Annotated in this window: 15 protein-coding genes; 11 read left to right on the top strand and 4 right to left on the bottom strand. The window is 31.7% G+C overall.

Annotated elements, in window-relative coordinates:
- Positions 1-68: 68 nt before the first annotated feature.
- The 4 genes from GBO31_RS27245 to GBO31_RS23700 all read right to left on the bottom strand — a co-directional run bounded on the left by GBO31_RS27245 (position 69) and on the right by GBO31_RS23700 (position 5,239).
- Complete coding sequence (locus GBO31_RS27245) at positions 69-485, bottom strand: response regulator transcription factor (protein ID WP_219011112.1); 417 nt, start codon at positions 483-485, stop codon at positions 69-71.
- Positions 486-823: 338 nt separating this feature from the next.
- Positions 824-1,468, bottom strand: a complete 645-nt coding sequence (locus GBO31_RS23710) for a response regulator (RefSeq protein WP_219011111.1) — start codon at positions 1,466-1,468, stop codon at positions 824-826.
- Positions 1,469-1,479: 11 nt separating this feature from the next.
- Positions 1,480-3,396 (bottom strand): tetratricopeptide repeat-containing sensor histidine kinase, encoded by a 1,917-nt coding sequence (locus GBO31_RS23705; protein WP_219011110.1) that lies wholly within the window; start codon positions 3,394-3,396, stop codon positions 1,480-1,482.
- Between the two features lie 7 nt (positions 3,397-3,403).
- Positions 3,404-5,239: a tetratricopeptide repeat-containing sensor histidine kinase gene (locus GBO31_RS23700; protein ID WP_219011109.1), complete on the bottom strand. Its 1,836-nt coding sequence runs from the start codon at positions 5,237-5,239 to the stop codon at positions 3,404-3,406.
- Between the two features lie 248 nt (positions 5,240-5,487).
- Here GBO31_RS23700 and GBO31_RS23695 point away from each other — a divergent pair, with 248 nt between their 5' ends.
- The 11 genes from GBO31_RS23695 (at position 5,488) to GBO31_RS23645 (ending at position 14,370) form a co-directional block, all read left to right on the top strand.
- Positions 5,488-5,910 carry a hypothetical protein gene (locus GBO31_RS23695; protein ID WP_219011108.1) on the top strand — a complete coding sequence of 141 codons (423 nt, stop codon included), beginning with the start codon at positions 5,488-5,490 and terminating at the stop codon, positions 5,908-5,910.
- Between the two features lie 88 nt (positions 5,911-5,998).
- The gene (locus tag GBO31_RS23690; RefSeq protein ID WP_219011107.1) at positions 5,999-6,580 is read left to right on the top strand and encodes a hypothetical protein; all 582 of its coding nucleotides are present in this window, start codon (positions 5,999-6,001) and stop codon (positions 6,578-6,580) included.
- Between the two features lie 2 nt (positions 6,581-6,582).
- Positions 6,583-7,632 carry an SMI1/KNR4 family protein gene (locus GBO31_RS23685; RefSeq protein ID WP_219011106.1) on the top strand — a complete coding sequence of 350 codons (1,050 nt, stop codon included), beginning with the start codon at positions 6,583-6,585 and terminating at the stop codon, positions 7,630-7,632.
- A 32-nt stretch (positions 7,633-7,664) separates the two neighbouring features.
- On the top strand, positions 7,665-8,381 hold the full coding sequence (locus GBO31_RS23680; protein WP_219011105.1) for a hypothetical protein: 717 nt from the start codon (positions 7,665-7,667) through the stop codon (positions 8,379-8,381).
- A gap of 3 nt (positions 8,382-8,384) precedes the next feature.
- On the top strand, positions 8,385-10,598 hold the full coding sequence (locus GBO31_RS23675; protein WP_219011104.1) for a leucine-rich repeat domain-containing protein: 2,214 nt from the start codon (positions 8,385-8,387) through the stop codon (positions 10,596-10,598).
- Between the two features lie 31 nt (positions 10,599-10,629).
- On the top strand, positions 10,630-10,998 hold the full coding sequence (locus tag GBO31_RS23670) for a helix-turn-helix domain-containing protein (RefSeq protein WP_219011103.1): 369 nt from the start codon (positions 10,630-10,632) through the stop codon (positions 10,996-10,998).
- 21 nt (positions 10,999-11,019) lie between these two features.
- Positions 11,020-11,658 (top strand): hypothetical protein, encoded by a 639-nt coding sequence (locus GBO31_RS23665; protein WP_219011102.1) that lies wholly within the window; start codon positions 11,020-11,022, stop codon positions 11,656-11,658.
- 26 nt (positions 11,659-11,684) lie between these two features.
- Entirely contained in the window at positions 11,685-12,041 is a 357-nt protein-coding gene (locus GBO31_RS23660; protein ID WP_219011101.1) for a hypothetical protein, read from the top strand.
- Between the two features lie 13 nt (positions 12,042-12,054).
- The gene (locus GBO31_RS23655; protein WP_219011100.1) at positions 12,055-12,963 is read left to right on the top strand and encodes a hypothetical protein; all 909 of its coding nucleotides are present in this window, start codon (positions 12,055-12,057) and stop codon (positions 12,961-12,963) included.
- A 70-nt stretch (positions 12,964-13,033) separates the two neighbouring features.
- Complete coding sequence (locus GBO31_RS23650; RefSeq protein ID WP_219011099.1) at positions 13,034-13,456, top strand: hypothetical protein; 423 nt, start codon at positions 13,034-13,036, stop codon at positions 13,454-13,456.
- Between the two features lie 5 nt (positions 13,457-13,461).
- Positions 13,462-14,370, top strand: coding sequence for a hypothetical protein (locus GBO31_RS23645; RefSeq protein WP_219011098.1), 909 nt, complete (start codon positions 13,462-13,464; stop codon positions 14,368-14,370).
- Positions 14,371-14,376: the final 6 nt, after the last annotated feature.

Below are 14,376 nucleotides of genomic sequence, written 5' to 3'. Positions count from 1 at the left end.
ATCTAATTTTTAGCTAAAAATTGGAGTATTATTTACAAAAAACAGCTAGTACTTTGGTACTATATAGGTTAATAATGTATGATTTTCAGTTCTTTCGCTATTTGTATCGCTTGGGTTCTACGTTTCGCATCTAGTTTAACCAGAATATTAGATACATGAGTTTTGATTGTACTTTCTGAAACAAAAAGTTTGTCTGCAATTTCTTTATTAGATAATCCTAAAGCGATTTCACAAAGAACCTCGTACTCTCTTTTACTCAATCCGAGTTCTTCTATTTTTTTGTGATCAATTTCTTTAACAACAGCTTTATTTTTATGTAATACTCTTTTATTGATTATTACACCAATAATAAAAAAGACAATGGCAATTCCAGCTAGTATAAATTCAATCGAAGTAGTACCAGAAATAAAACTGTATTTGCTTAATTTAAAAAGTGTAAGCAATGCAAGGACTAAAGCTCCAAAAATGAAAACGGTTTTCTTCACAAGATAAATGTAACAAAACTGAAGTTTATTTTGAAAGCAAAGTGATTTCTTGATGTAGATTATTTTTAACCTGATTTTCTAAAACGCTACGGGACTGATGGGTTTTAAAAACCCTAGACATATTAATAAGATGTTTTAATACTTCGATTGTGCTTTTGTTACGTAAATCAGGATCGTATTTGTATTCTTTTATTAACAAGAAAAATGAGGTTAATTACGTTTTATTCATTTTGTAATTTAGGGAACTTATACCAAAATGGTTAGTCCTTCTTAGAGGACAAATTTTTCTTCATACAAAAATTTTAATAGAAATTAATAACTCTAAAAAGGTGTCTTGATTATGAATCAATTAAACCTAATTTTATAGCGTATCTTGTTAGTCCGGCAAGATTTTTTACATTTAGTTTTCCTAATAAGGTTTTTCTATAACCTTCTATAGTATATTTACTTAAGCTTAAATGTTCGGCTATTTCTAATGTTGAGTATTCCTGAGCAATTAACCTTAACACTTCCTTCTCTCTTGGGGTTAATGGTATGATAGCATCTTTTTTCTTTTCAAAGAGAAAACTAGTATACGCATTTTTAATAGATTCTGAAAAATAAGTCTTTCCATCAAGTATATTTTTTATGGCTTTTAGTAGTTCCTCTTTTTTAGAATTTTTAGCGATATACCCGTCTACATTGTCTTTCATCAAGGTTTCGACCATCCGCATGTCTTCGTGCATACTTACGATCAACACTTTTATGGAAGGATGTTCTTGTTTGATTAGTTTATTTAATGTAATTCCGTCCATATCTGGCATGCTTAGATCAGAGATAATTAAATCTACCTTTTCATCCTGATTAATTTTAAGGTACTTAACAACATTTTCTCCGTTTTTGGCTGTAAATAATATATTGTAATCATGGAGGTCATCAAAAATACTGAGAAGTCCATCCAAAAACATACTATGATCATCTGCAATGATAATATTATAACTCATATGAATCGTTTTTAGGATATCGGAATATCAATATTAATTATGGTACCACGATTTGGTTTTGAATCTATAAATAGTTTTCCATTGAAGTTTTGCAGCCTATTTTTTATATTCGAAAGACCAATACCCTCTGTTTCCACATCTTGATTAAAACCTAATCCATTGTCTTCAAAAATAAGTTTGATTTCATTGGTTAAGTGGTCCAACTGAATTGTAATATTAGAAGCTTTGGCGTGTTTCAAAACATTCGTTAAGAGTTCCTGTATAATATTAAACAATTCTACTTGAATTTCTTGCTCAATTTGATTCAATTTATCTTCTGGATATGGATTAAATATAATAGTGAGATCACTTGAAGATTGAACATTCTTTAAATATTCTTTGATAAGATTAGTGAACGGATTTTGAGAAAATTTTTTTGGCACCAAATTATGGGAGATTTCTCGCACTAACATATAGGTATCATCAATTTGATCAATAACCTTGTTATATAAAGTCTTTTCTTTCTGAATACTGTCTAATTGCAACTTAATACTCGATAAATTTCCACCAACACTATCATGTAATTGCTGGGCAATTCGTTTTCTTTCTCTATCTTGTCCTTCTATAGATGCTCGTACTAGCTTTAATTCTTGATCCTTAATTAATCCAGCGATTTTTTGTTGGTTTACTTCGATGAGTTTATCATTTAATTTTCGCTGAGTTTTCATACGCTGATAATAGGTGTTCAGTAAAAAACCAATTGGGATCAAAAGGATTCCAAATCCGATGATGATTGACCACTTGATTATATTTTGATTAGCAATTTGATTATCTTTTATCAATTGTTCTTCATGCAATGCCAAAATCTCTTTCTCTTTTTCCGAGGTTTCGTACTTTAATTGAAGATCCTTTATTTCAGTATCACTTTGAATACTATCCATAATCCTAATGATTTCTCTATTTTTTTCCTGGTTTTCATAGGCCTTCTTATAGTTCTTTGTCTCTATGTATAACATTTCCAATTCTTCATAGATATCTTTCAAATAAGAAAAGTTTTCCTCTTCTTTTGCCATGGATAATGCTTCATCAAATTGCAGTATCGCTTTTTTATACATGGCTTCATCGCTATATAAAACAGCCAAATTATAGGTTGCTTGTAATAACGTTTCCTTAAACCCATATTGTTTACTAATAGAAATACCTTTTTGATAGCTGGCTACCTTTTTATCGAACTCTGTATAGGTGGCACCAAGATTTACAGAAAGGAATCCAACACAATCGTAATTTTTACTTTTTTCACATAATTCTAGTGCTTTGCTATAATATTCAGCACTTTTCTCAAAGTTGTTTTTTAAATATTCTATGCCTCCAAGATTTATATAAGATCCATAAATAACAGCCTTGTTGTCTCCTTTATAAGTAGCAATAGTTTCTTTATAAATGGCTGCTGCTTTGTCAAATTCTTTGGTCTCTAAATAAATGTTAGCAATGCCATTTTTATTAGCTAGAACCCCATCTTCATCACCAACACTCTCCTCTATTTGTAAACCTTTTAAAAAATGATCTAAAGCTTTACTATACATTCCTCTACTATAATAGATAGCACCTAATTGTCTATATGCTGAACCAATACGGCTTTGATTCAAAGTGTCCTTTTTATGCTTTATTAATTCGATTACTCTATTAGCATAATGCAAAGCAGAATCATTACTTCCTTTTCTTTCATAATGAAGCCCTAATACCATATTAACAAATGATTTTCTTTCTACACTGTTAGAATTCTGTAAGATTTTATGACATATAGTAGCAATACTGTCGGCGTTAGATCGATTTGCTTCTTTATACAAGAATTCTAGTCTTAAGGAATCCGATTCGGTATCGTACACCTGAGCGTTGGATACCGTATGTATACAAAGCCATAAAACTAAAACAAGTACAATTTTATTCATGTGCTAATTATTTTATTATTGGAATATCGATATTAATTACTGTACCGTGATTTGGTTTTGAATCTATAAATAGTTTTCCTTCAAACTTCAGAAGTCTATTTTTTATATTAGATAAGCCAATTCCATTGCTATTTTTATCAACATTAAAACCAATGCCATTATCCTCAAAGATAAGCTTGATTTCATTATTTAGATGATCCAATTGAATCGCAATACTGGAAGCTTTGGCATGTTTTAATGCATTGGTTAATAATTCTTGAATGATGTTAAACAACTCTACTTGAATTTCCTGTTGAATTTGATTCAATTTATCTTCTGGATAAGGGTTAAAAATAATAGTTAAATCACTTGAAGATTGAACATTGTTTAGATATTCTGTAATAAGCGAGGTAAATGGATTTTGAGAAAACTTTTTAGGAATCAGATTATGCGAGATCTCTCTTATCAAATCATAAGTGTCATCTATTTGGTGGACTACTTTATTATGCGACGTTTTTCCTTGCTGCATATTGTCTAATTGTAACTTGATACTTGATAGATTACCTCCCACACTATCATGTAATTGCTGGGCAATTCGTTTCCTTTCTCTATCTTGCCCTTCTATAGATGCTCGTACTAGCTTTAATTCTTGATCCTTAATCAACCCTACGATTTTTTGTTGATTGACCTCTATTAATTTATTATTTAATTTTCGCTGCATTTTCATGCGCTGGTAATAGGTGTTCATTAGAAAACCTATAGGTATCAAAAGTATCCCAAAACCTATTAGAATAGCCCATTTAACCGTATTCTGCCTTGCTATATGGTTATCTTTTATTAACTGTTCCTCGCGCAGAGTTAAAATTTCTTTTTCTTTTTCACTTGTCTCATATTTTAATTGAAGCTCTTCTATCTCAACATTACTTTGAATGCTGTCAACAATTCGTATGACTTCTTGTGTTTTTTCTTGATACTCATAAGCTTTTTTGTAATTGTCTTTGGCAACGAAAATCTTATCTAATTCCTCGTAGATATATTGTTCGACGTGGTAATTAGACTGCTGATTCGCTTTTTTCAAGGCTTTATGAAAATAATTTAGTGCTAATTCGTATTGTGCCTTATTGCTATAATTAACTCCGAGATTGTAGGTCACTAATAATGCTAAATCCTGGATTGAATTTTCTTCAGCTATTTGAATTGACTTTTTAAAGTTGGTAATTTTCTTGTCAAAATTTTTATCTACGTCATAAGCAGCTCCTATGTTCAAATACAATTTAGATATACATCTGTAATTTTCTATGTCTTCACATATCTTTAGCGCTTTTTTATAATATGAAATGCTTTCCTCAGTTTTTTTCTTTTCATAGGCAATAATTCCTAAGTTTATATAGGTATTATAGGTCACTCCAATATTATCTCCCTTATAATTAGCTAAATTTTCTTCATAGATTTTTTGTGCCTTATTGTATTCTTCATTTTCCAGATAAATATTAGCAATGCCGTTCTTATGAGTAATCACTGCTTCTGCATCTTTAATATCCTCAGCGATTTTTAAACCCGCTAAATAATAGTGCAAAGCATCTGTTCGCGTACCTAAATCTTCATTGATACTACCTAACACTCTATAAGCACTGGAGATCCTACTTAAGTATAGTGAGTCCTTGGAGTCTTTTAATTCTTGAATAACTTTTCTACAATAGAAGGATGCGGAATCAAATATACCTTTATTATCGTAATGATGACTTAGAAGGCCATACGCTTTTGTAGTTATATTAATTCCCTTATTTTTTTTTATGATTCTATGTAGCGCGTCTGAAATACTATCTGAATTGGTTTGATAGATTGATTTATAAAGCGCATCCATTTTTTTATTATCATCAATCTGGCTATTGCCCACTATTGAAACAATAAAAAACGATACCAAGGTTATTTTTTTAAATATATATATCACTTCATCTTTCTAACTAAAAACAAGACAAAACTACGATAAAAATGACATGGATATCCCCCTACTATTAGGGGGTGCTATTTGTAACAATACTAGGGATGTTTTCATAACATAAGTATTACAACTTTGTATTCATCGAGAAACATTAATTAAAAACAGAAACTATGATTTATGGAATTTCTTTAATCTTACTTAGCATTTTGGCTGTACCATCATTATTATTATTATCCAAAAAACCAAATGCCAAAGAGCTTTTGGATAAAATCACTCCTTACCAAGGATGGATCGGACTGATTTTTTGTTTTTGGGGAATTTGGGGAATCATCACTTCAATTCTCAATGTAGGCTGGTTAACAGATTTTCCTGTCTGGTGGATGACCCTCCTTGTCGGCAGTATTATTGAAGCTATCTTAGGATTTATGCTCGGTTATGGAATGATCAGTAAGCTCGTTTTATCCAAGAATGAAGCCGCGAGGGAAAAGGGTGAACAGTTAAGAGAAAAACTTGCTCCCAAACAAGGTAAATTTGGTGTTTTTGGACTTATCGTAGGAGCATGGATGATAGTTGCCAATATCTTATTCTTTTAAGAAGTATTCTACTTTCTTAAACCTTCATCATTGTTGATAAATCAACCTAAACTTTTAATACAGTAATACATCATATTCAAAATTATATATGAAAATTCAAAACATTCAAGATCTAGTTGAATTCAAAGAAATACCTTATTCGGAAATTCAAGAAAAGCATAAAATAAAAAAAGCTTCAAACAATCTTTTTTATGCAGACGATTTATTTGGTGATGAACCTGAAACTGTTTTTTACTACAAAGGAGATATACATATAAAAGAAAGTCTAATACTATCTGACTTGCCTTATGAATATGGTTGCTTTGTGATAGAGGGTAATATTATTATAAATGGAGTTCTTGCTATAGAAGTTTCTGATATGTATAACACCTTAACTATAGATGGAAATTTACAATGTAAAAACCTTTTATTATCTGGAGAAGCGTTTCTAAGTGTTTTAAAAGATACAGAAGTTGAAAACTTATTTTACAATAACATTTCCGATGGAGGAGGTGCCATTTTTCATAACAAAATTGTGGCTAAATCATTTTTTAATCAAGCAAATGCCCATTTAGAAATGAAAAATAAAGACAATAAAATTGGGGAAGACATTTCAAGTGAAGAAATGAGCACCAAGCATGAAATTAAAGAAGATTTGAATTTTGAACAAATAGTAGTAAAGCTCCAATAATAATGAATAGGGCAAACAATGAACCGCAAAGACCTAACACTGTTCCTGTAGAAGCTATTTGGAACGCCTCTGAAAATAAATGGGAGTTAGGACAAAAAAATGAACAGGGGAAACATGTAGGAGAATGGAAATGGTGGTTGGCTCCTAATGGACATTTGGTATGTCATGTCTTTTTAGATAATCAAGGAGGTATCATAAACCTTAAACGTTTTCATCCCAATGGAGAAGTTTCTGAATATGGTAAACGAAAAAATAATATGTGGATTGAACGTGTTTGGATACGCTCTACCGAAAAAACTACAGAAATTTTCCCTTTATACGGAGAAGAAAATGTATGGAAAGCTTCTTTAGTGATTCCCCAAACAGTTCCGCCGACCTATGACCTTTATGATAAAGAAGGAAATCATTTAAATGGAAAAGTAAACCTTCCTGTAGAACAGTTTCTTAATGATTCCGAATTAGAAACCGCGGTAGAAGCTTTAAAACGATACCAATTATTTTTGGAAGAAATCAAGGATAAAAGCTATTATCATAAATACGAACTCCACTTTTCAGATTCTCCTATAAAATTTGAAGCGATTCAACAACTTCAACAGCGCCTAGATATAGGCCTTCCTCCAAGCTATGTGGATTTTATAACGAACCACGGATTGTTTGGTATCGGTAATAATACCCTCCTTCCTCAAATGTACTTTAGGCTTTGGGATTTAGCCGAAATTATTAATGCAAAGGAGCTATTGTTTGAACAATACGATGTCGAAAGTGTAAAAGACCTGGCAGATGATATGGACCTTGATGAATCAACGCTAAAGTCACTAGATAACTTCATAGCATTTGCCCAATTAGGAGAAGAAGATTATTTCGGTTTTGATGCTAGAAGTCGTAGCACTCAAACTAATGAAATGGAGGTGTCTGAACTTCTTTTTGAAGACGATGAAATTCAAAGTTATGCAGAGTACAAACCAGAAATAATAGAAGTAAATGGATTTGACTTATTCATATCAGGTATGATCGATGCTATTGTCTTAGATTATTTTGAAGGCGGTAATTAATCTAATTCAACAAAAACCAAAAATAACGTATTATGAAAAAAGAACTTCAGAAGTGTATCAATATTTGTGAGGATAATTATGAGAAAATAATAGAGAAACTGGATCAATTCATAAAAAATAACAATTGGGAGTTTCCTCACATATTTAAGAAGCTTGTTAAGCATCGCGATATTATTTTATATCATAAAGGAGATTTTTCTGTCCAAGGGAATCTTGATTTATTCAGATCAGGAATATCAGGTTTAATAGTTGAAGGGAATCTTGTTGTTAACGGTAAAGTGATTACTTATGATGATCCTGAAACCTTTTTATTAGTAACAGGAAATCTTACTATCAATTCACTCAAAAATAGTGGTATGTTAGAGGTGGGAGGTGACCTAAATGCCAATGAATTTATTATTGGTGATTATAACCATGGTTTTGTATCCGTACATAGAAATGCAAAAACTCCCTTTTTCTATCCTGAAGAACATTTTTTTACGATACATGGCTCCATAGATTTTAATTACGCATTAGGGAACTCGTATCGATTAAACAACAATCAAAACCCCGAAGTTTTTAAGATTTATAAAATGAAACTTGATGATGCCTTAGCATTATTCCATGAAGATGTTTTACAGCTCATAGATCCCGATTTTTTTGACTACAAAAATGAAGGACAAGTACAAGATGTAGAGGAATTATTTGATTTTTTAAACATGGATGACATTATCAAACGAGTAGCACAAAACAAACCAGTTTTTAAATAGTATATGAAACATTATCTGGAATATAAAGACAATAAAAGCCAAAAGTTTTGGCAAATAGAACAAGAAGAAAATTCTATCATTACTACTTTTGGGAAAATAGGAGCCGAAGGGAAAACACAAACCAAAAATTTTGAAGCACCTGAAAAAGCGAGTGCATATTATCAAAAACAAGTATTCAAAAAAGTAGACGGAGGATACCTATCAAAAGATCTTCCTTTTGAAATTAAAACTTGTGGAGAATTAGGAATCCTTGATAGTATACAAAACAGTTTAAGTCCTGACGAACAATGCATCGTTTTTAAAGACAATGTGGTCATCCCACATAGCATCTTGTTGGATTATCATGAAAAACTTTTATATGCAGAAGAACGGTCGATTGCAGGGATATACGCCGAAGGAGATCTTACTGTAGAAGGAGCCATCTATAATGGTGAAATGGATTTTGGCCCATTCTTACTCGTTGAAGGTAATTTAAAAGTAAAAAGTCTTTTAGGCAGTGGTTCAGAAATAATTATAAAAGGAGATTTACAAGCGGATTACATTGGTCATAAATACAATCACGGTTATATCAAAGTTCAGGGAAAAACAAAGGCGAAATTAGCAGTTTACGAATTTTGGCAAGCAGTACAATTGGCCAATTATTCTGGTTTGACCTATACTATTAGGAATGATGAAGTCTATTTTTATATCAATGATCAAAGAGCAGAAGACAAAACATACAATGCTAACGATCTATTAAAAGTAGGGGGAAGCATTAATAATTTTTTAAAGGCAATGTATGAAGACAAACCTTTAATAAAAGATAATGCTTTAACAATCAAAGAAAAAATCACAAAATTACTTCAGAAAAAACTTGAAAGTCCAGAAAGAGTAAAAACATTATCCCTAGAAAACAAAGGACTTAAGCAACTCCCTAATGAAATATTTCAGTTTGAAAATTTAATAGAGCTTAATATTAAAGGAAATAATATTAGCGAGTTCCCAGTAGAATTAAAGAGTTTTTCAAAACTGGAACGGTTATTTTTTAGCAATAATCGTTTTAAGGAATTTCCTGAAATTGTAACCGAGGTTCATTCTTTGAGAAATATACACGCTGCAGGTAATAATTTTAAAACTCTTCCTAAAACAATAGGAAAGCTAACAAATCTAGTAGCCATAGATCTAGAAAGGAATAACTTGATCAATTTACCCGAAGACCTATCCAATTGTACCTTATTAAGCAGAGTCAACCTTAGACAACAAGAAACTGGAATGTGGGATGTTCCTGATTATGAGTCTCTTATCCCTTCTAATTTTCTTGAAATACTTGCAAAACTGTCTAATCTAAAGTCTTTTAATGTAGACTGGAATCTTATTACAGCACTCCCTAAAAACAGATTTACAAGCGAACATCTACAAGAAATCACTATAAAAGGTACATTAATTAAACAAGAGTCCGATATACACCCAATTTTTCGTATTGACAATGAATCTTCTAAAAACCGTATTATAAATAAAATAAGCGAATTAAGTAAATTTTCGGAGGCGAAAGACAGAGAATTATCAGCAAAATCTTACGCAAAGAAATTTGCTTTCACGATAGAACTGGCCATTCATTTCTTCGACCACTATGATGAAGTACAACTGAGTTTTGAAAAAGAACTTACTACATACTTTGAAAATAGAGCAAAAAGATTATCAGATAGTTACGAACATTTAGAATCAAGCCTGGAAGAGATACAAAATCTAATCAAAAAATATCCTAAAAATGAATTAGTACAATCTATTTACGGGTGTATAAAAGATTTATATGAACAAGAATCTATCTTTCATAAAGGATATGAAAATATTCCGCTACCAAAACTAGACACAAGTAAAAACTATCTATATGATATCGCCCAAAGATATTTTAAAATCCGTTCAAGACATTCGGAAAAGTTCGAGAAAATAGAAATCAGATTTTTTACTTTAAATTCAGAAATTCCTTCCGAAATTTTCAGTCTAACGAATTTAAAACACTTGTCTCTAAAAAATTGTAAAATAAAAAGAATCCCTGAAGAAATTTCAAGACTCAAAAAGCTTGAAATCTTAGATCTGGAGTATAATGATATATCAGAGATCCCTCGATCAATTCTGGAGTTGAAACATCTAAAAATGGTAAAACTTAATTATAACCCGATTTATGAAACTCCAGAAGAACTCAGTTCTATAAAATCCAAGATAAAATGGACAGAATAAAAAAGGAGTAAATCAATAAACAAAACTTAAGATGACTGATGATAAGGTTAAATACATTCTTAATAGCTTTTTTGAGTTGGAAAAAGACCTCTACTACAAAGATAGTAGCTGTAATCTGTATAGTACAGCAAAAAAGTTGGATACAAACCAAACCTATTTGTCAAGGATTGTAAATCATTATTTACACCGATCATTTAGAGAATACATTAACGAATTGAGAATTCAATATTTATTAAAAACCTACCATAGTGATCGCAAATTAAGATGCTATACAGTAAAGGCTATTGGTCTTGAACTGGGTTTTAAAAGTTGCAATACCTTTAAAAAAGCATTTAAAAAATATGCAAATACAGAATTTTCTGAGTATAAGAAAATTTTGGTTGAATTAGATCAAAAATAAAATCATTAAATAAAGATATCTATGAGTTCTAGTACAGATTATAAAGAGATTTCCATTGAAGAGGCAAAGGCAATAATTTTAGAAAAGTATCCTGAAATAGCAGACACCAATCCTTTTGAATTAGACGAATATTCAACTTCAAATGGAGAGTCTAAGATTCATTTGTATGACAGAGATGTCTCTTTTGATCAAAATTTTGCAGTAAAATCGGAAACTATATTGATCAATGGTACACTTCGGGTAAATGGCTTATTAAGTGATTGTGAATTGTCAGACGCTACCTCGCTTATCGTATTGGGAGATGTAATCTCAAAGAATATACATATCCTTGGCAAGATGACAGTTATGGGTAACATTGGTGTGGAAGAGTTGATCTACCTCAATTCCTTTAATAATTATACGTTTCATGTTTTTGGATCTCTTCAGGCTAAAACTCTTATTGAAGAAGGTATGCGAACTTGGGTTAGAGGCAACATTAAAGTTAATAAAGCATATTCTTTTCAAAATAGTATCCGGCAAGGAGCTGATATGAGCCATTTTGTCGAAAGGTATAATGCAGATCCAATCGATGTCTTTTCTGAAGATTTTCTGGATGGAGAGTATATAGAAAAGGAAAAAATTTTTGAAGCGCAGTCCAAAGGAATTTCTGTGCTAAAATAAAAAACTATGAAAACTGTACGGCAAAGGTGAAAAAGGTTCATAAACATAAATTAAGAACAAAACTGGCATTACTTTATATTGTATTGGGTACGACACTAAGTATTTGGGTTACCTATCGTTTTGTTATCGATTTGTTTGTAGTAAAAAGTAGTATTTCTGTTTTTTTCGATAGGCTTGTTTATGGCCCGATATTATTTTTCTTAAGCTTAGGTTTGGTCATTTTTGGAATCTTAGAATTCAATGGTAACAATAAACGCAATGAAAAATTATTACAGCAAAAAGAAGAAGAAAAATGGGAACGATTAAAAGAATTGGACAAGTTATTTGAATCCAAGGTGAATTCAAGTAAAAAGAAAAGAAAAAAACAGAAGAAGAATAGATAAAAGTCTTAAAATCATGGAAACAGACAATCTAAACATAGGGTCAATATTCGTTTATAATGACGACATCGCATATAGCATCAGTGAATCTGAACACACTGATAGTAAAAGTGAATCTCTTTCATATTTCTTTCGGTGGAAAGATGGATGGAGCAAACAAGAACTTCAGTTAGAAGCAGTAAGCATAGCCGTTTGCGAAAAACCAGAAATTCAAGTATTCATTATCGGAAACATGGGCAACTTATTTAGATGGGGGAAAAATGGGTTCTCCCCAGAAGTTATAGATATTTCTGAAGAAGGGCCTCAGCATTATGGAAACATACGAAATACAGCAACTATAGATGGGCATGTCTATGTGGTAGGTATGGGAAGAACCGTTTATAAAAATGATGATGTTGGTTCATGGATACGTCATGACTATGATATTAGAGATGCAGAAGGTAGTGTAGGATTTAATGCAATAGGAGGTTATCAAGAGGATGAACTATACGCAGTAGGTTTTGATGGGGAAATTTTTTATTACAATGGTAATAAATGGAATCAAGTAAAATCACCAACAAAATTGATTCTAAACGCTGTAGTCTGTACTCCAAATAGTAAGGTATATGCTTGTGGACAAAACGGAACACTACTATTTGGAAGATATGACAAATGGGAAATCATTAATCAAAAGGTAGTAACAGATACCTTTTTGTCTGCTGTTTGGTTTTTGGATAAGCTGTATTTATCTACTTCAAAAGGTTTATTTCAATATACAGAAGCTCAAGGTATGAAAGAAGTAACTAAACTACCTGAAAATGAGTTGATTCCAGGAGCTAGTTTTAATGTATTGTCTTGTTCAGAAAATTGGTTATGGTCAGCAGGACGAAAACTGATTATGAGAACGAAAGATGGAAAACATTGGGAAAAAGTATCTATTTCCTAGTAGTAGTATAAAATATGCCTGAAAATAAGGAAATGGTTAAAATTAAATTATGTTTTAAAATAATATTACAATGACAGATTTTAAACTAGTAACCGAAGAACAACTAAACGAACTCATCAATACCAAAAAATTGCTTCAATCTGAAGGAGATTATGGACTCGATTGCATCTATTATGAAGGTGATCTGGAACTAGAGGGTGATTGGTTATTTGATGATAATTTTTATAATATCGCAGATCAATTCCCAGACGCCGAAATAGGCACCATTGCCATCCAAGGAAATGTAAAAGTTAAAGGCGATTTACAACTATCGGATAGATTATTTTGCTTGATCATTATAGGGAACGTGGAGGCTGAAAATTACCAAACCTTTGAAACAGAAGTGTACATAAGTGGAAATCTAAAAGCAAAAACCCTTCGAGACAATGATTCCCTTACCACCATAAAAGGCGAATTGCAAGTAGATAAAGTATATAAACCTTATGAAGAATAATTTAAATGAAAATACATAAAGAAGATTTAGAAGAATTAATGGGATATAGCATCTATAAAGGAGTTGTAAGATATAATGATTTGTATTATTTCCTAGCTACAAATGATAAAGACAATCACATTAGGTTATATGTATTGGACAGAGAAGAATTAACTTATGACGATTTAGATATAAACCTTGTTTCAGCATCTGTTTGCTATGATCCGGAAGAAAGATTTACAGCTGTAGGAACTACTGGTGAAGTAATAGTAATTGGTGGTGGTGAAGCAGGTGGAGAAAATTCTATATCCATAAACGGAGGATTACTTAGAGAAATACGAGGAGTCAATGAAGGAAAAGCATTTGTTGTGGGTAGCAGCAGACAAGCTTATCGTAGAGAGGGCCGTGATACGTGGGTGCAAATTGATCAAACGGCTCAGCAGTATACAGACAATCTGGATCCATTAGATACTTGCTGGGAGTCTGTTGATGGATTTGTCGAAGATGATCTCTATGTCGCTGGTTGGCTGGGTGAACTCTGGCACTATAATGGTAATTCCTGGCAACAATTAGATAGCCCAACTCATCTGGACCTTACCCGAATACGATGCGGCTCTGATGGTATCGTATATGCCTGTGGACAAATGGGTACTTTGATCAAAATTGAAAACAAAAAATGCAGTATCGTCCCAAACGATCTAACCGAAGATACATTTTATGGAATGGCCTATTTTCAGGATAAACTGTATTGCAGTACTACAAATCGACTGTATTGTTATGATGGAGAAACATTGAAAGAGGTAGATTTTGAAAAAGCTCGTCCGAAAACCTTTCATCAATTAAGTGCCAGAGACGGAATCCTATGCTCTTTTGGTGAAAAAGATGTCATACAATTTGATGGAAAAAAATGGAGTACCGTTTTAAAAATCAAATAACTTATT

This window comes from Aquimarina litoralis, from assembly GCF_019295435.1.
Taxonomy (GTDB): Bacteria; Bacteroidota; Bacteroidia; order Flavobacteriales; family Flavobacteriaceae; genus Aquimarina; species Aquimarina litoralis_A.
Note: the sequence above shows the minus strand (reverse complement) of the source record. Positions and strands in the feature narration are given on the sequence as shown.